Below are 16,330 nucleotides of genomic sequence, written 5' to 3' on the forward strand. Positions count from 1 at the left end.
TTCAAAACTGTTTGCGTTCATATCCATTATGGGAAGGAATGATGGATTTTCATGCATGGGTGGGGAGTAAAATTACTCATGGATGTTTTTATTGGCTCTTTTCTAAAAGATTGTTGCTAATAGCTCAATAAATGTTTACCAAATTTTTTCAAAAATAATGGTATAATAAATCTGGGAGTGATGATTATGTTAAGGTTAATATTGGTAATCATAACGATACCCTTAGTAGTCATTCATTTCGCCATTCTATACTTTTGGGTTTTCGATTGGCGAAAATTGGTTACACAAGTGGGCTTAATAAGTTGGATTTTCTCAATTATATTGGGTATTCTCGTCTATTTTGCTTATCGAAAGTTCATTAAAAACCAAAAATTTACTGTTGTCAGTAGAAAAGTATTATTCAGTTCAACTTTAATGTCCATCGTTTTAGGTGTTCTTACGTTAGTCATTGAAGTAATTACAAGGTCAATGCCTTAGAAGGGGATTGATTTATGCACTCCTTCTAATTGTTTCAACAGTTGTAAAATTTACTTGTTGGCAAGAGGCAAGGAACATTTCTTTCGCTTGTTCTTTTTTCGGTATCTTCTTATTCAATTCAAGAAAACGATGCCAGAATAAGTAGTTATCAAGGTATTTCGTTGCTACACCTTGAAACCTATCCATCCACTTTTTCAAACGAGTATGATACCCGTTGACGTGTTGAATATGGTAAATTCCTTTCTTCGTATAGACACCTTTGCGAACATTAATGGCTTCGTGTTGTAATCCCTGTCAAGGCCGATTATTTTTTGGTTCTTACGTTCTTTTGGTGATAGCTCAAAAAATGTGCGTAATAGAGTAAATAACTAATAGCGTTTCCGACGATTTAGTTTCGGACAATAAAAAGAGACGAACGATAATTCAATAATTTTAACTGTAATTCGATGTTTCACCAAATATGCGTAAGAGCCTATTTTTTCCCCAAAATCGCCGGTTTAAAATTCCCCAGAAGGACCTCATGGATTCTTCTGTTTTTCTTGTTGGAGCCTCTTTTCCCGTAATCGATAGCTTTCCCCCTTTAGGTTGAAAATAATAGAATGATGCAGTAATCGATCTAACATCGCTGTCGCAAGAACCGAATCTCCCACGATTTCTCCCCATTCCCCAAAGCTTTTGTTGGAAGTGAGGATAATCGGGGCATGCTCGTATCGACAGGCGATCACCTGAAATAAGTAATGAGCGCTGTTCGAGTCCAGTTTTAAGTACCCCATTTCATCAATAATCAGAATCGTTGGCAGTTAAGTCCGTACAATTGTGTAAAAAGGGAATAGAAAAAGAACCATGTTGCTTCCCCCTTTGGCCAAATAAACAGTGAACGCCAAACATAAGGAGTATTGCAACGATGGTTCAATTTCCCGTAAATGATGAACTTTTGCACGGGCTATTGCTGAAAGATCAAGGATTGACTAAGCTGCTCGAACAAGTTCTGAATCAAATCCTCGAAGAAGGGTTTGAAGACGCCACGGCGGTTTTAGGCTATCCAGACCGTTACTGCCGTCGTTTGCGCACAACCAATGGGATGGAACGGCTGAACGAAAATATTGAATTTTTTAGTTAAAATTATAAAAATTTGCATAATGAAGTCGATATAATAAAATAGAAAGGAAGTGAGAATAATGTTGAGTGGATTAAACCAAGAACAGATGGCAAATTTTAATTCTAATCGTCAACTTTGGATGCTTCGATCTCTTTATGGATATAAAGGACATGTATTAGAGGAAAAAAATAATGTTGTTATTTTAGATGGTAAAGGTTTTAGAAATATGATGGAAAATGCAACTGAACCCATTAATCGAGATAATGTGATACACATGTCAGCGGAAGAAGAACGTCAACTTCGCATTAACGGAAACAGTGAACTCCTTATTCAAGCATTGAAAAGAGCTGGTGAATTAGGAATACTAGATCCAAATGGGCATCAAAAATCACCTGTTGTACAACGAATTAATCGAAACATAAATCAAATTTTAGGATATAAAGCTTACGGATTATAATCAAGAAAAACTGGAAAAGGGCGTTCATTTAGTAATTTTTATTGTTTTTTTCAATAATCAGGTGTTGTACAACTAAGCCACCTAGACGAGCAATTTCTATAACATTTTTGTGGGATTTTGCATTATTTAGAATTCAATCTCACGTGTACTCATGCCACTTTGATACATCTTGATGATCGCTTCCTCCAGCCAGCCGGTATGACGTTAGCAAGGGGCAAACAACTGCGTTTGAAATTCCCCATTTCGGTTTCTCGGGACCAAAAGACCTTCAATCCGGTCATATTTCGTTGATAGTAGTCATTTCTCATATTCGATGTTTCCGCCTGTTCGATTTAGAGGAAATTTTTGATTTCTTCATCCTAAAATGAAAACAAATATTTTTTGAAGAAATTAAAAGGAAGGAATAATAAATGAAAACTAAATTTCTTAATTACTTTGGCCCTATTTTATTAATGGGATATGGTGTTTATCAGGTTATTAATAATGGTGTTGATATAACTTCTATTATTATTATCTTAGCTGCCACCTTTTCATTAATCTTGACCATTTATTCCGAAAATATCAAAAATGATGAAAAAATAAAATAAAATATATTATTGTTTGTTGATTTAGGAACATGAAGAATAGGCTACTGTATTCAGAACAGAGCCTCTTCTTTGTTTGTTACCTCGACAAGAAATGGTACGATCAATACGACTAAGAGAGAATAAACAATTAATGTGATAACAGAGATTGTCGTTGGAATCTGGAATGAAGTTAAAAGCACTAACAAGATAGGCACGGTTGCCGCTACGAGAAACAATTTTTTTTTCGACTTAGCGGTAAAAAATAGTTGTTGCTTGCAATTTGGACAACGCAACGAGTATCTGTTGACAAGCAGCGTCTGCTTAAATATCTCTGTCCACGAAAGTTTACGGTTACAATTTACACATGAAGGCATATTTCATCCCCCTCTTGCTCTCATCCATGACACATTAGGAAATGGCAAAAGTTGACCTTCTTAAAAATTCATATTAAAATTTCTGTTTCTTTACTCCATAACCTCTCACAAAAGATTTTTACATATATATTCATAAATACCATTTTTGTTAATAATTCTATATTCCATTACTTTTTTCCTTCTTTAATTAAACTGTCCATTAGTGAAATAAGTTTTGCTTAAAAATAATTATAAATATATTTCTACCACATAAACCGAAGAGCCAATAAAAATATATTCAAATTATTCCTTATAATTATCAAATTATTTATTTAAAAAACCGATAATAATAACAAATACTATTTTAGGGGGTAAAGTATGAAATGAATTCATTTTTTGGAAAACCAGGTAAGACATTAATTTTGTTTTAATTTTCACTTTGTTGGCCATTGGAGTACAGAAAAGCTATGCGAATGAATTACTTGTATCAAATCTAAACATGAATTCAATTATTGAACTACAAGAAAGTATGGATTTTACGGATGAATCACTATCGGTAAATACTGATAAAGCACAAACTGAAATAAAAACAAACAAAAATTGGAAACGTTATACCAAAAATTCAATCCCAATATAATGTAGGTGGTTTAATATTAAACTCTCAGGATTCTTTAACAGAAGATGAACCGAACGACTTATTTTTCTTTAGTCCTAAAAACGTTAGTATCCAGAATTTTATCAGAAAACGCTGATTATATTGCAACTTTATGTTGGAGATTTTGAAAATGAATTAGCATATCCCACTAACATCTATAGTTCACCGGGAGAATTAATGGTATTAAGTAATCTTCCAGCAGGTGATTATGCTTTAGGTGTATTTTCACAAGGGACTTTGGGGATACATACACACTTCAACTGAATGCCTCCAATCCTGCTAATTTTAATGAAGCCCTATTTATTTCGCTAGATTTCACAAAATTCGTTGCAAAATATAGCGATGATTCCGTGTATACAAACGGTCAATGTGTGCTGAATTTAAGTGGAAATAATGAACATCTTGATTGGGAAAAAATATTATTTCTCATACAACGGGGGATATTCGCAAAGAATGCATTCCCTATCGGATATAAAGATATCTGCTGTTTCAGAGCCGATTACCTACTCTTCTAGTTATGCAAGTTCTGATTTTGCAATTATGGTATATCTAGATGTGGGGACGCTTTTCACATACCATGAATCGCAATATCAATCTGATCCAACCCCATACTACTACAGTTCATTTGTCGATACTTTAGGTAAAGAGACACCACGTAGACTGGAAGCTGACGATTTTAACTATGGCGATCACATCTTAATCGTCGATTTAACAACGGGGAAATCAATCGACTTCCTCAGTGTGTTGAATTTTTACTATGCAAGTGGTGTAGAACCATTACCTTCTATTGATTATTTAGAATAGGAGGGGATGACCCCATGAAAATTGATCTTGGATATATCGGGGCGATGGTCGCCCGAAATGATGCCAGAATGCCATCCATACATGAAATCAAAAATCCATTAGCTGGAAAGCAAGTGGAAGTCATCAGAAATGGAGAGGCTTATAAAATCACCCTTTCGGATGAAATCAAACAGGTTCAAGGTCTGATGAGCATGACGGTAGAAGAGTTTTTTTCAAAAGATATTAACGTACAAAACGCAGACCCTACCGATATTTTTTCTTATCGGCCACAGGATCAATGGCTCGTTTTCAGTCAATATTTACATGAGTCCAAATACTTTGATTCGCTAAGCGATGGAGAATTGAAGAAAGTGGAATCCATCTTACAACACATTACGGATGGAATGGATAGTTTAGCGAAATATGCAGGGATTAACCTTTTTGGAATAAAGAAGCAACAGCTTAACTCTTATGAAGCCCATCTTGAATTGGCTTCTTCGACAGCTGCGCTTCAACATTTCAGCGATACGTTTTTAAGTGGTGATGTAAAAACCGGATTTGATCAACTGATTCAAGATTATGTTCGTCACAATACGAAAAAAGTGATGGATTATCAATCTGTAGAGGAAATATTCTATGCAGCACGGGCCAAAATCAATCCGCTGAATGTTCCACTAACATACCAACAAGCACGTCATTTATCAATGACGAATAAACTCGGAAAAACCATTTATACACACGAAGAAATTGAATCGGTGATAAAAAATTATCAAGAAATGTTTAAAGAAATTAAAAATGAAGATGATTTATCCTCTGTTCTATTAAAAGCTAAAGAACAGCTGCTCGAATTTGTAACGAAAGGTATTTCACCAAAGGATGCGGATTACCAATTAGCAAAAAATTTTGTTACACAACGTTCCAATGATACATTCAAGCGAATCGAGAATTACTGGCATATGTTATTGCAAGAAAAATAATGCTAAAAGATAGGGCAAAATTTTGTACTTTTAGTTACGGTATGTATTACCCTTTTGGAGATAGCCAATTTTGGCTATCTCTTTTTTGGTGCTATGTCAAGAAAACGGACACGTTAAACAGAGAGAAATTTTTAGAAACACTGAGAACTTGGCACATCTTCACAACAAGAAACTCATTTCGGTGTTGAAAAATGAATGCGTAAATTACTTCTGGTTAAGATGCATAACGTTTTTTTAGAATCGCGCATTCCTCCTCCAACTCTTGATTGCGACGACGTAACTCGATGATTTCTTGATTTTTTGACTTGATGTTGCCTAAACCCACAAAACTCGTGCCATTGCTTTCTTTGTATTCTTTGACCCAACGATGAAGAGTGTTATAAGCCAAACCTGACCCTTTTGCCACTTGAGAGATGGACTTGTCCCCCTCCAAGCATAACTCAACAGCTTGAATCTTGTATTCTTGATCAAATGTTCTCTTTTTCATGATTGGACACCTCGAACCTATTGTAATTAAGTTTATTATAATCTCCCTGTTCTCCGTGTCCAATTTTTAGACTAACATCAATTTCTACATATTTTTGCTTTTCTGAAGAAGTTTGGATTCTCCTGTACGTTCCCATTCTTCTACTGTTTCATATGCTCTTTCAGGAGAATACCCTTTCCCTACAAGAACTCCCATTAGAATAAATTCTTGAAGAATGTGTGTAGAATTTATTCCTCTTTTAACATCCTCTAATCCTTCATTTACCAAAAATTCCGTGTACTGTATCCATTCATCTGGAGTCCTGCCAAAAATAACTGTATTTCCATTACCATGACCGTAACCTTCTTCCCCAGCCAATGCATCTGCTTTGGTAACATGAACAGTACCAAATGGATGGTTAGGAGGAGCATATATCGAGTAAAGTTTTAGCGGAATATTACCTGTATTGGTTAGATTATGCCATGTTCCAGCAGGTATCATTATTGCAGAATCATCATAGACATTTCTTTCAAAGGTTAAATTATCTTTACTCTTGCCCATTTGAACAATCCCCTGGCCTTGTTCAATACGTAAGAATTGATCAACGTTAGGATGCATTTCCAAACCGATATCTTCGCCAACATTGAGACTCATCAAAGTAACTTGTAAATGTGTTCCTGTCCATAAAGCAGTACGATACGTATTGTTTTGCTTTGTTGCTTCATTGATATTAACAACAAATGATTTTGGTCCATAATCTGTTAAAAAAATACTTCCAACACCGTTGGAAGAGCGAAAAGAATCAAATCTGTTTGCATGCTCTATCTCATTAGGAAAAGTCCAGTAAACAGACTGTCTTCCATAGTTATACATTGGTACATTAACATAATAAGGATATTGATATGGATACATATAAGGAACATAGGACATTTTTCTCAATCCCTTCACAGTTTATAAAATTATCCTATGCACTTGTTAAGGTCAAGGTGACTTATTTAAAGAAAGCGTTTTTAGCCTAAAACACTTATTTTATTAAATGTACCATTAAGATTTTTAAGCCATTGCGTATCCATAGAACAAGCAAGACCTACCAATACCCCCTACTTCCTCCCTGTATCCCCTTATAGCCTATCTGTAAAATAACAAGTGGGTGGGTGCTGACGACAAACTCTCTTTAATCTTCCATTGTCATTCTGTTACTCGTTTATTCGTTGCCGCTGTCTTTTGCCTGTCGTCCTGCTTGCTATCATTGTTGTGCCCCTGTTTTATCTGTTGCATTGTGATTGTTACTTTTGATAGTGCCCTAAGCCTCATTATTTCGTTACTGTTGGAATACTTGCATAAGTGTTGGTTTATGATGATTATTTATTGTTCGCCATGACTTTTTTAATCTGTCCAGATCAGTTACACCTTCTGCACAACACAAAAAAGACTACACCGTAGAAGATGTTGCCTTCTTCTTAATTCCAATGTGAAAACACTTCTTTTTCAACACTTTCCTCGTTTCTCTTCTAATCCTTGAATTCCTTCGTTTTTATAGTGATTTGCCCATCTATATAACATGGAAGAAGAGATTTTAAATTGATTGATGATTTCACTTTTAGTCCAACCCTCATCCAAATATTTCTTCACAACGTCTAATTTATATTCTTTACTGTATGTTTTTCTGATTTTGCCCATAAAAATAACCCCTCCGTAGTAGACAGTACATCCCTTTCTTTTTTCTGTCTACTATAAGGGAATAATACGGCTGTTCCCAATTTGTCCCCAAGTATCTCTTCATGTATAGATAAATAAAAACCCCTTGACTCTCAAGGGGTTTCTGGATGATTCCGACTGGGCGCGAAGTGCGCGACCTCGACCCTTTCAAATAAAAGAAGCCACTATTTCAAGCAATCTTTTAGCGTTCTACCCACATGATCACAACATTCCCTGCTTCTTCACAATCGATGAAAAATTTCCCGTTATTATATCGATCGACGAAACGAAGTTGAGCGACATCAATCGTTTCCGTTATCCCTTTTTCTGTCTTGATCACAATGGTATCTGTGTCCGATACAAAATCGCATCCAATTAAACGATGCGGATTTGTTTTGATTTCTCGCAACATCACTTGACCGCGTTTCGCTCGAGAAGATTTTTCAAATTCAGATAGCGCCATTTTTTTAACTGCTCCTCTTTGCGTAGCAACAATGATCGCTTCGCCTTTCACTTGTTTACCGCTAATCACAAAGTCGCCATCTTTTAATTGAATTCCTTTCACACCGGCAGCACGGACACCGACTGCGCTGACTTCCTCTTCGCTAAACCATAAACCATAGCTGTAATGCGTAGCCAAGAATAAATCACGTGTGCCGTCTGTTTTATACACATCAACGACTTCATCGCCTTCTTTTAAGCGAATCGCCACAAGCGGTTTCGAATAGCGTTGCGCTTTATATTGGCTAAGCTCCGTTTTCTTAACCATTCCAAATTTTGTGACGAATAACAAATAATCAGTCTCGAAATCTTTTACAGGAACACTCGCAACCAACTCTTCATCGCGATCGATCGGAATGAGGTTCGAAATATGTTGGCCAAGATCTTTCCAGCGAATGTCAGGAAGTTCATGAACCGGGCAATATAAGTAATTTCCTTTATTCGTAAACAACAATAAAACATCGGTTGTATTCATTTCAAATTGCCCTAAAAGACGATCCGTTTCTTTGATTCCTAAATCTTGACCGTTCGATGCGGTATAAGAACGAAGGCTTGTTCGTTTAATATAGCCGTCTTTCGTTACTGTCACAATGACATCTTCGGATGGAATCATCACGTCCATTTCGATTTTAATCTCTTTAATTTCCTCTTCAATCACCGTTCTTCGCTCATCGGCATATGCCTTCTTCATTTTTCGCAATTCCGCTTTAATAACGGATAACAGCTTTTTCTCGCTTTCTAAAATGCTTGTCAGTTCATCGATTTTTTTCGCGAGCGTTTCCGCTTCCATTTTTAAATCAGCAATATCCGTATTTGTTAGACGATACAATTGTAAAGTGACAATCGCTTCCGCTTGCTCTTCGGTAAATTCGTATTTGTTCATTAAATTGATTTTGGCATCCCGTTTGTCATGAGAAGAGCGAATCGTTGCGATCACATCATCTAGAATAGATAACGCCTTGATTAACCCTTCAACAATGTGCGCGCGTTCTTTTGCTTTTTTTAATTCATACTTTGAACGATTGGTAACGACCTCTTTTTGATGTTCAATATAGGCATCTAACAGTTCCGGCAAACTAAGCAGCTTCGGACGGCGTTGATGGATGGCGACCATGTTAAAATTATACGGAATTTGTAAATCGGTATTTTTGTATAAGTAATTTAAAATTCCTTCTGCATTTGCGTCTTTTTTCAATTCAATGACGATGCGAAGACCTGTTCGATCCGTTTCATCACGAACTTCTGCAATTCCTTCTAGCTTCTTCTCTGCACGCAACTCATCAATTTTTTTAACAAGATTGGCTTTATTCACTTCATAAGGGATTTCTGTAATCACAATCGCTTGTTTGCCGCCTTTTCCTTGTTCAATCGTCGCTTTACCGCGAATAATAATTTTTCCTCTGCCTGTTTCATATGCGGTTTTGATTCCTTCTTTCCCTTGAATAATTCCTCCTGTCGGGAAATCAGGTCCATGCAGCACTGTCATTAAATCATCTACTGTGCAATTCGGATGATCAATGCGCATAATGACCGCATCAACGACTTCTCCTAAATGATGCGGCGGAATTTCGGTTGCATATCCTGCCGAAATCCCAGTTGAACCGTTCACAAGAAGGTTTGGAAACATCGCTGGCAAAACGACCGGTTCTTTACTGGTATCATCAAAGTTTGGCACAAATTCAACCGTTTGTTTATCGATATCGCGCAGTAATTCAGACGCGATGGCCGATAAACGCGCTTCCGTATAACGCATCGCCGCTGGCGGGTCCCCATCGATGCTTCCGTTATTTCCATGCATTTCAATTAAAATGTTTCGCAATTTCCAATCTTGGCTCATTCGCACCATCGCATCATAAACGGATGAATCACCGTGCGGATGGAAATTCCCGATGACATTTCCGACTGTTTTAGCCGCTTTTCGAAACGGTTTATCAGCCGTATTTCCGTCGATATACATCGCATACAAGATCCGGCGTTGAACCGGTTTTAATCCATCGCGCACATCTGGAAGCGCTCTCTCTTGAATGATGTATTTACTATATCGGCCGAATCGATCCCCTAGCACGTCCTCTAAAGGTAAATCTAACACTCGTTCCGTTTGCGCCATGTTCTTATTCCTCCTCTGCTGTCATCACATGCTCATTTTCTAAAATATTTACATCGTCCTCTAATCCGAAAGCGACGTTCGCTTCAATCCACTTGCGCCGCGGTTCTACTTTATCGCCCATCAGTGTCGTAACGCGTCGTTCCGCTCTTGCCGCATCATCAATGCGCACACGAATAAGCGTGCGAGTTTCTGGATTCATCGTCGTTTCCCATAACTGATCGGCATTCATTTCTCCAAGACCTTTATAACGTTGGATGGTATAGCCTTTGCCAACCTTTTTAATCGCTTCTTGTAATTGTTCGTCAGTCCAAGCATATTCGATGATTTCCTTTTTTCCTGCCTTTTTGCTCACTTTATAAAGCGGAGGCAACGCGATAAAGACTTTTCCTGCTTCGATTAATGGCCTCATGTAACGATAGAAAAACGTAAGCAAGAGAACTTGAATGTGCGCCCCATCCGTGTCCGCATCCGTCATAATGATGATTTTGTCATAGTTTACATCCTCAAGCGAAAAGTCTGCTCCGACTCCTCCGCCAATGGCATGGATGATCGTATTAATTTCTTCGTTTTTAAAAATATCCGTCAGCTTTGCTTTTTCCGTATTAATGACCTTGCCGCGCAACGGCAGTACCGCTTGAAAACGTCGATCGCGCCCTTGCTTAGCCGATCCTCCTGCTGAATCTCCTTCTACTAAAAACAATTCATTTTTTTGTGGATTGCGCGATTGTGCAGGCGTTAATTTTCCGCTTAATATGTTTTCTTTTCCTTTTCTTTTCTTTCCTGATCTCGCTTCTTCACGCGCTTTTCGAGCCGCTTCACGCGCTTGAAATGCTCGAATCGCTTTTTTAACGAGCATTGTGCTAATATCCGGATTTTCATGTAAGAAATACGTCAACTGTTCAGACACAATCGTTTCTACAGCCGAACGAGCTTCCGGCGTTCCCAATTTTCCTTTCGTTTGCCCTTCAAATTGCAGCAGCGCTTCCGGAATGCGAACGGACACGATCGCCGCTAACCCTTCACGAATGTCCGATCCTTCTAAATTTTTATCTTTCTCTTTCAACAGGCCGACTTTGCGCGCATATTCGTTGAAAACGCGCGTCATCGCTGTTTTTGCACCGGCTTCGTGCGTTCCACCATCTTTTGTACGGACGTTGTTGACAAATGAGAGAATATTTTCGGAGTAACCATCATTAAATTGAAACGCAAATTCGACTTCAATTCCGTTTTGTTCTCCTGAAAAAAACACAACTGGATGAAGTGGATCTTTCTCTTCGTTTAAATATTCAACGAATGCTTCAATTCCGTTTTCATAATGAAAAACGTCACTCATTCCGGTCCGTTCATCGACTAATTCAATTTTCAGCCCTTTTAATAAAAAGGCAGATTCGCGTAATCGTTCGCTGAGCGTATCATATTGAAACGTTGTCGTGCTAAAAATGGTTGGATCGGGTTTAAAGTGAATCGTTGTTCCTGTTTTTGTAGTCGTTCCGATTTTCTCGAGTGTTGTTACCGGTTTTCCGCCATTTTCAAACCGTTGCTGATAAATAAAACCGTCGCGATGGATGGTCACAACAAGCCATTCAGACAAAGCGTTTACTACGGACGCACCCACACCATGTAAACCACCGCTTGTTTTATAGCCGCCTTGCCCGAATTTTCCTCCTGCATGTAAAACCGTTAAAATCACTTCAGGTGTCGGTTTGCCAAGTTTATGCATTCCTGTTGGCATTCCTCTTCCTTCATCTTGTACACTAATACTTTGGTCTTTATGTATTTTGACAAGAATATAGTTTCCGTAACCAGCTAGCGCTTCATCGACAGAGTTATCAACAATCTCATAAACAAGATGATGCAATCCTCGGCTATCGGTACTGCCAATATACATTCCTGGACGTTTTCGAACCGCTTCGAGCCCTTCTAACACTTGAATGGTATCTTCGTTATAATCAAGAAGTTGTTTTTCCGTCACACGCATTCCCCTTTCAACTTAAAACAAGAACGTTTGTTTCTGTTTTTGACTTTTTCTATTTTAACATAGATTTATAAAACGTCCATTCTTATTTTTAACACTTTTAACACATAGGAAGAAAAAGAACGACCATCTCAACATCAATGGTCGTTTTCCTTCTTACATGTGAGAGCATGTTCTACTTTAATACAACGGTCCATCACTACAGTATACCCTTTTTCAGTTAAAAATTTATACGTTTCCTCATCGGCAATCCCTAATTGTGCCCAGAAAACATCGGCATCGATTTGAACAAATTCATGCGCCAATGGCAACAAATGCTCGGAGCGTCGAAAAATATTGACAATATCGACATGCCCATCAATATCGGTTAGTTTCTTTACTGCTTTAATGCCTTCCCATTCCTCGATCATCGGATTGACGGGAATAATTTCATAGCCGGCATCTTTCATCGCTTTCGCCACCATGTACGACGTCCGTTCCGGATTGTCCGATAATCCAACAACGGCGATGCGTTTCGCTTTTCGCAAAATTTCTCCGATTTCTTCTCGGCTTGGATTTGTAATTGGCATATGCATTCTCTCCTTCGTTTTGTCTTTGCCGTACTATTTTCTCCAAGAATAAACAGAATCCTGCTAGCAGTTTTGAAATCGTTTGCAAAAAAAGAATCATTCAAACAACTGCTCGGCAACAGATTCGACGTCTGTCGCCGGCTCTTGATATGCAAAATTTTCGCACACGTACATTTCCTCCGCGGTTTCAATTGGAAATAAAGAAAAAGTTCACACTCCTTGTGAACTTTTTCTTGACGTCCGACTTTTTTCAACATTTTGGATGGTCTCTTTTTAGAAGCCCTATGGACTATGCATGATTCGTTGCCACTTGTTTTTGCAGCCACTGGTGCAAACGGACGAATACGAGCATAAATACAATCGTGATCATAGCTCCTTTCACTGCGTTAAACGGCAAGATAGCCGAAACAACCAGTGCTCTTGTTTCCGGCGCGCTCATCGCCGGGGCGCCTAGAAAGATCGTATACGCCGGCAAAAACACATAGTAGTTCAATATGCTCATCATCACCGCCATGACAACTGTACCAATGACTAAACCAGCCAGCATTCCTTTTTTCGATTTTGTTTTGTGGTACACATAATACGTCGGCAAAATAAACGTAATCCCGGCCATAAAGTTGGCGATATGCCCGACCGGAACGCCGGTGGGACTGCCGACCATGAAATAATTCAGCACATTTTTTAACAATTCAACGAACACTCCCGCCAGCGGCCCGCACAGAAGTGCAGCGATCAATGCCGGAACGTCGCTGAAATCCACCAATAAAAAGTTTGGAAATGGCGGAAGCGGAAAGTTTAACAGCATCAGCAAATACGAGATGGCACTAAATACCCCAATCAAGACAAGCGCGCGTATATTCATTTTTCTCATGTCGATTCTCCTCTCCTTCTCGTGATCCATCCTCACAAGAAGAAGGCTGCCAACTTTGAGCGTCAAATAAAAAACCCTTAAGTGTTCACACTTAAGGGAGAAAAAGGGCATGCTCAAATAGACGTTCGATCGCGCAACATTCGAACGCCGGCAAACCTTCATCTTCTCCCATCCAGACTATACTGTCGGCTCCGGACTCGCACCGGATCGTGCCTATGCGGCTCGCGGGCTGAGAAGCAAATTGCTTCATCACCGCCGGTCGGGAATTTCACCCTGCCCCGAAGATGAATCGTATTATATTTTTTTTTAATATTATTATATAATTTCTTTATGCGTTATGTCTATCATCAATGTATATAGATTCAAGTTGAGTTTCCGACACATCACATCATGAATAGAAGACCGCTTTTCTGCCATAGGCGGCAAGATTTTCCTTGCCGCCCCGGCGTGCTAGAAGCATGCCGATTCCGAACGTAAAACGCATGACAGACAAATTCATTTGTCTGATGGCGTTTTCGTTCGGAGAAGTGGCAGAAAAGCTTGTTTATGTCAGAAAATTAAGCTTACCATAATATAGTATATATTCAACATGATTTTTCATTTTTATGATAAAATAAAATAGGAAAAAGATAGTAAATAGTGAGGAGTTGACCATCATGAAAAACGAAATCATCGAACGTTTTACGAAGTATGTTCAAGTTGATACCCAGTCTGACCCAAACAGCGATACTTGTCCATCCACTCCGGGTCAATGGACGCTAGCGAAAATGCTAGTAGAAGAATTAAAAGAAATTGGCATGGAAGAAGTAACGGTAGATGAAAACGGGTATGTGATGGCAACATTGCCGGCGAATACCGATAAAGATGTGCCAACCATCGGCTTTTTAGCCCATATGGATACGGCTCCCGAATTTACCGGCGCCAATGTAAAACCGCAAATTATCGAAAATTACGATGGCAACGATATCATATTAAATGAAGCGTTACATATTGTGCTTTCACCGAAAGATTTTCCGGAACTTGCGAACTACAAGGGCCATACGTTAATCACCACTGACGGCACGACACTACTTGGCGCGGACAATAAAGCAGGAATCGCAGAAATTATGACAGCGATGGCCTACTTAATCCGGCATCCAGAAATTAAACATGGAAAAGTGCGCGTCGCGTTTACGCCAGACGAAGAAATCGGCAGAGGCCCGCACAAGTTTGATGTCGCTAAGTTCGGTGCTAAATTTGCATACACGGTCGACGGCGGTCCGCTTGGCGAATTAGAGTATGAAAGCTTTAATGCAGCGGAAGCGAAAATCATGATCAAAGGAAAAAACGTCCACCCAGGCACGGCAAAAGGCAAAATGATCAATTCGATGAAAATCGCGATGGAATTTCACGGACAGCTACCTGCTAACGAAGCGCCGGAACATACGGAAGGCTACGAAGGATTTTATCATTTGCTTTCCTTCCAAGGAAATGTCGAAGAAACAATGCTTCATTACATTATCCGCGACTTTGACCGCCAACAATTTGAAGCGCGCAAAGCAAAAATGCAGGAAATCGCGGCAAAATTGCAAGAAAAGTACGGAAAAGAGCGAATCGTGATCGAAATGAAAGACCAATATTATAACATGAGAGAAAAAATCGAACCTGTCCGTGAAGTCGTCGATATCGCCTATGAAGCGATGAAAAACTTAAATATTGAGCCGAAAATTTCGCCGATCCGCGGCGGAACGGACGGTTCGCAGCTTTCGTACATGGGACTGCCGACGCCAAACATTTTCACCGGCGGCGAAAATTTCCACGGTCGCTATGAATACATTTCCGTCGACAACATGATCAAAGCAACGAACGTGATTATTGAAATTATCAAGCTGTTCGAGCAAAAAGCGTAACATAAAAGCTGGTTCCAAGCCACTGTTTGGAACCAGCTTTGTTTTTTAATGTAGCTTTTTAGTTTTTGAATTCGTCCCTCGATGTTGATATATTTTATGTACGGCATCCATCACCTCTTCGGCTGTACGGAAAGAGTACAGATTGATTCACAATCGTCATCGTTCATTTCTTCCTTGTTAGGACTCGTATTTCTTCATCGAAAAAATAATCCTCCCTTCATTTTTTAAAAAACCATGTTACAATAAAAACATGCGATACATTGATTATTAGATTAGTAAAGGGTGCATGCCATGTTAATAAAAGCATTACTCGTGATTACAGCGTATTTACTTGGATCGATTCCATTTGCCCTGATTGTCGGAAAAGTAGGTTACGGAATCGATATTCGCGAACACGGGAGCGGCAACTTAGGAGGAACGAATACGTTCCGTGTTTTAGGTGTCAAAGCTGGACTCACGGTCACGATTGCAGATATTTTAAAAGGGACGCTTGCCGCAAGTTTGCCAATTTTATTTTCTGTTGATATTCACCCGCTGTTTACGGGATTGTTTGCCGTTATCGGACATACGTACCCGATTTTCGCTCAATTCCGCGGCGGAAAAGCAGTTGCTACGTCGGCAGGTGTATTATTATTCTATTCACCATTTCTGTTTGTGACGATGTTAGCTTTCTTCTTTTTGATTCTTTATTTGTCAAAATATGTTTCTTTATCATCCATGTTAACAGGTGTATATGCAATTGTATACTCCCTTATTTTTACCGATGATCTTCCATTACTGGTTGTCGTCACATTATTAACGCTATTTATTTTTTATCGTCATCGCGCTAATATTAAACGTATCTTAAATAAAACTGAACCAAAAGTGAAATGGTTATAGCTTAGAGG

Annotated in this window: 15 protein-coding genes, 4 pseudogenes and 1 riboswitch; of the genes and pseudogenes, 8 read left to right on the plus strand and 11 right to left on the minus strand. The window is 38.8% G+C overall.

The genetic code is table 11. The features are described from left to right. Positions 1–489 precede the first annotated feature (489 nt). Positions 490–771: pseudogene (locus tag EDD69_RS09860) on the minus strand (IS1595 family transposase); the annotation flags it as partial. A 224-nt stretch (positions 772–995) separates the two neighbouring features. Continuing rightward, positions 996–1,274, minus strand: a pseudogene (locus tag EDD69_RS09865) (ATP-binding protein); the annotation flags it as partial. A gap of 176 nt (positions 1,275–1,450) precedes the next feature. Between EDD69_RS09865 and EDD69_RS09870 the strand changes: the two are divergent. Continuing rightward, positions 1,451–1,582: pseudogene (locus EDD69_RS09870) on the plus strand (IS256 family transposase); the annotation flags it as partial. 73 nt (positions 1,583–1,655) lie between these two features. Then, positions 1,656–2,033 (plus strand): hypothetical protein, encoded by a 378-nt coding sequence (locus tag EDD69_RS09875; RefSeq protein ID WP_132948793.1) that lies wholly within the window; start codon positions 1,656–1,658, stop codon positions 2,031–2,033. A 135-nt stretch (positions 2,034–2,168) separates the two neighbouring features. Here EDD69_RS09875 and EDD69_RS09880 read toward each other — a convergent pair. Further along, a pseudogene (locus EDD69_RS09880) lies at positions 2,169–2,389 on the minus strand (transposase); the annotation flags it as partial. A 54-nt stretch (positions 2,390–2,443) separates the two neighbouring features. Between EDD69_RS09880 and EDD69_RS15370 the strand changes: the two are divergent. Beyond that, on the plus strand, positions 2,444–2,620 hold the full coding sequence (locus tag EDD69_RS15370) for a hypothetical protein (RefSeq protein WP_160331321.1): 177 nt from the start codon (positions 2,444–2,446) through the stop codon (positions 2,618–2,620). A gap of 50 nt (positions 2,621–2,670) precedes the next feature. On the opposite strand, the gene EDD69_RS09885 is transcribed toward EDD69_RS15370, so the two are convergent. After that, entirely contained in the window at positions 2,671–2,973 is a 303-nt protein-coding gene (locus EDD69_RS09885; RefSeq protein WP_132948794.1) for a TIGR04104 family putative zinc finger protein, read from the minus strand. A 1,027-nt stretch (positions 2,974–4,000) separates the two neighbouring features. Between EDD69_RS09885 and EDD69_RS09890 the strand changes: the two genes are divergently transcribed. Further along, entirely contained in the window at positions 4,001–4,411 is a 411-nt protein-coding gene (locus tag EDD69_RS09890) for a hypothetical protein (RefSeq protein ID WP_132948795.1), read from the plus strand. A 14-nt stretch (positions 4,412–4,425) separates the two neighbouring features. Continuing rightward, positions 4,426–5,367, plus strand: a complete 942-nt coding sequence (locus EDD69_RS09895; protein WP_132948796.1) for a hypothetical protein — start codon at positions 4,426–4,428, stop codon at positions 5,365–5,367. Positions 5,368–5,581: 214 nt separating this feature from the next. Here EDD69_RS09895 and EDD69_RS09900 read toward each other — a convergent pair whose 3' ends face one another. The 7 genes from EDD69_RS09900 to EDD69_RS09930 form a co-directional block, all read right to left on the minus strand. Beyond that, on the minus strand, positions 5,582–5,854 hold the full coding sequence (locus EDD69_RS09900) for a transposase (RefSeq protein ID WP_132948797.1): 273 nt from the start codon (positions 5,852–5,854) through the stop codon (positions 5,582–5,584). 84 nt (positions 5,855–5,938) lie between these two features. Further along, positions 5,939–6,763: a cupin domain-containing protein gene (locus EDD69_RS09905; protein WP_132948798.1), complete on the minus strand. Its 825-nt coding sequence runs from the start codon at positions 6,761–6,763 to the stop codon at positions 5,939–5,941. 558 nt (positions 6,764–7,321) lie between these two features. After that, a complete protein-coding gene (locus tag EDD69_RS09910) occupies positions 7,322–7,513 on the minus strand; it encodes a helix-turn-helix domain-containing protein (protein ID WP_132948799.1) in 192 nt (63 codons plus the stop codon). Between the two features lie 220 nt (positions 7,514–7,733). Continuing rightward, on the minus strand, positions 7,734–10,139 hold the full coding sequence (gene parC / locus EDD69_RS09915) for a DNA topoisomerase IV subunit A (protein WP_132948800.1): 2,406 nt from the start codon (positions 10,137–10,139) through the stop codon (positions 7,734–7,736). 4 nt (positions 10,140–10,143) lie between these two features. Beyond that, positions 10,144–12,117 carry a DNA topoisomerase IV subunit B gene (gene parE / locus EDD69_RS09920; RefSeq protein WP_132948801.1) on the minus strand — a complete coding sequence of 658 codons (1,974 nt, stop codon included), beginning with the start codon at positions 12,115–12,117 and terminating at the stop codon, positions 10,144–10,146. A 134-nt stretch (positions 12,118–12,251) separates the two neighbouring features. After that, positions 12,252–12,683, minus strand: a complete 432-nt coding sequence (locus EDD69_RS09925) for a CoA-binding protein (RefSeq protein ID WP_132948802.1) — start codon at positions 12,681–12,683, stop codon at positions 12,252–12,254. Between the two features lie 289 nt (positions 12,684–12,972). Continuing rightward, complete coding sequence (locus EDD69_RS09930) at positions 12,973–13,554, minus strand: ECF transporter S component (protein WP_132948803.1); 582 nt, start codon at positions 13,552–13,554, stop codon at positions 12,973–12,975. A gap of 156 nt (positions 13,555–13,710) precedes the next feature. Continuing rightward, positions 13,711–13,844, minus strand: a riboswitch (FMN riboswitch). 144 nt (positions 13,845–13,988) lie between these two features. On the opposite strand from EDD69_RS09930, the gene EDD69_RS15375 reads away from it, so the two are divergent. The 3 genes from EDD69_RS15375 to plsY all read left to right on the plus strand — a co-directional run bounded on the left by EDD69_RS15375 (position 13,989) and on the right by plsY (position 16,322). After that, a complete protein-coding gene (locus tag EDD69_RS15375; protein WP_165871769.1) occupies positions 13,989–14,126 on the plus strand; it encodes a hypothetical protein in 138 nt (45 codons plus the stop codon). Between the two features lie 84 nt (positions 14,127–14,210). After that, complete coding sequence (gene pepT, locus EDD69_RS09935) at positions 14,211–15,443, plus strand: peptidase T (RefSeq protein WP_132948804.1); 1,233 nt, start codon at positions 14,211–14,213, stop codon at positions 15,441–15,443. 291 nt (positions 15,444–15,734) lie between these two features. Continuing rightward, entirely contained in the window at positions 15,735–16,322 is a 588-nt protein-coding gene (plsY, locus tag EDD69_RS09940; protein ID WP_132948805.1) for a glycerol-3-phosphate 1-O-acyltransferase PlsY, read from the plus strand. Positions 16,323–16,330 lie beyond the last annotated feature (8 nt).

It is taken from the genome of Thermolongibacillus altinsuensis, from assembly GCF_004341205.1.
Taxonomy (GTDB): Bacteria; Bacillota; Bacilli; order Bacillales; family Anoxybacillaceae; genus Thermolongibacillus; species Thermolongibacillus altinsuensis.

Coding starts and splice junctions, on each gene's coding strand:
- plsY (WP_132948805.1), top strand. CDS start 15,735: ATGTTAATAAAAGCATTACTCGTGATTACAGCGTATTTACTTGGATCG.
- EDD69_RS15370 (WP_160331321.1), top strand. CDS start 2,444: ATGAAAACTAAATTTCTTAATTACTTTGGCCCTATTTTATTAATGGGA.
- pepT (WP_132948804.1), top strand. CDS start 14,211: ATGAAAAACGAAATCATCGAACGTTTTACGAAGTATGTTCAAGTTGAT.
- EDD69_RS09910 (WP_132948799.1), bottom strand. CDS start 7,513: ATGGGCAAAATCAGAAAAACATACAGTAAAGAATATAAATTAGACGTT.
- EDD69_RS09900 (WP_132948797.1), bottom strand. CDS start 5,854: ATGAAAAAGAGAACATTTGATCAAGAATACAAGATTCAAGCTGTTGAG.
- EDD69_RS09905 (WP_132948798.1), bottom strand. CDS start 6,763: ATGTCCTATGTTCCTTATATGTATCCATATCAATATCCTTATTATGTT.
- parC (WP_132948800.1), bottom strand. CDS start 10,139: ATGGCGCAAACGGAACGAGTGTTAGATTTACCTTTAGAGGACGTGCTA.
- EDD69_RS09890 (WP_132948795.1), top strand. CDS start 4,001: ATGAACATCTTGATTGGGAAAAAATATTATTTCTCATACAACGGGGGA.
- EDD69_RS09925 (WP_132948802.1), bottom strand. CDS start 12,683: ATGCCAATTACAAATCCAAGCCGAGAAGAAATCGGAGAAATTTTGCGA.
- EDD69_RS09930 (WP_132948803.1), bottom strand. CDS start 13,554: ATGAGAAAAATGAATATACGCGCGCTTGTCTTGATTGGGGTATTTAGT.
- EDD69_RS09895 (WP_132948796.1), top strand. CDS start 4,426: ATGAAAATTGATCTTGGATATATCGGGGCGATGGTCGCCCGAAATGAT.
- EDD69_RS09875 (WP_132948793.1), top strand. CDS start 1,656: ATGTTGAGTGGATTAAACCAAGAACAGATGGCAAATTTTAATTCTAAT.
- EDD69_RS09885 (WP_132948794.1), bottom strand. CDS start 2,973: ATGCCTTCATGTGTAAATTGTAACCGTAAACTTTCGTGGACAGAGATA.
- parE (WP_132948801.1), bottom strand. CDS start 12,117: ATGCGTGTGACGGAAAAACAACTTCTTGATTATAACGAAGATACCATT.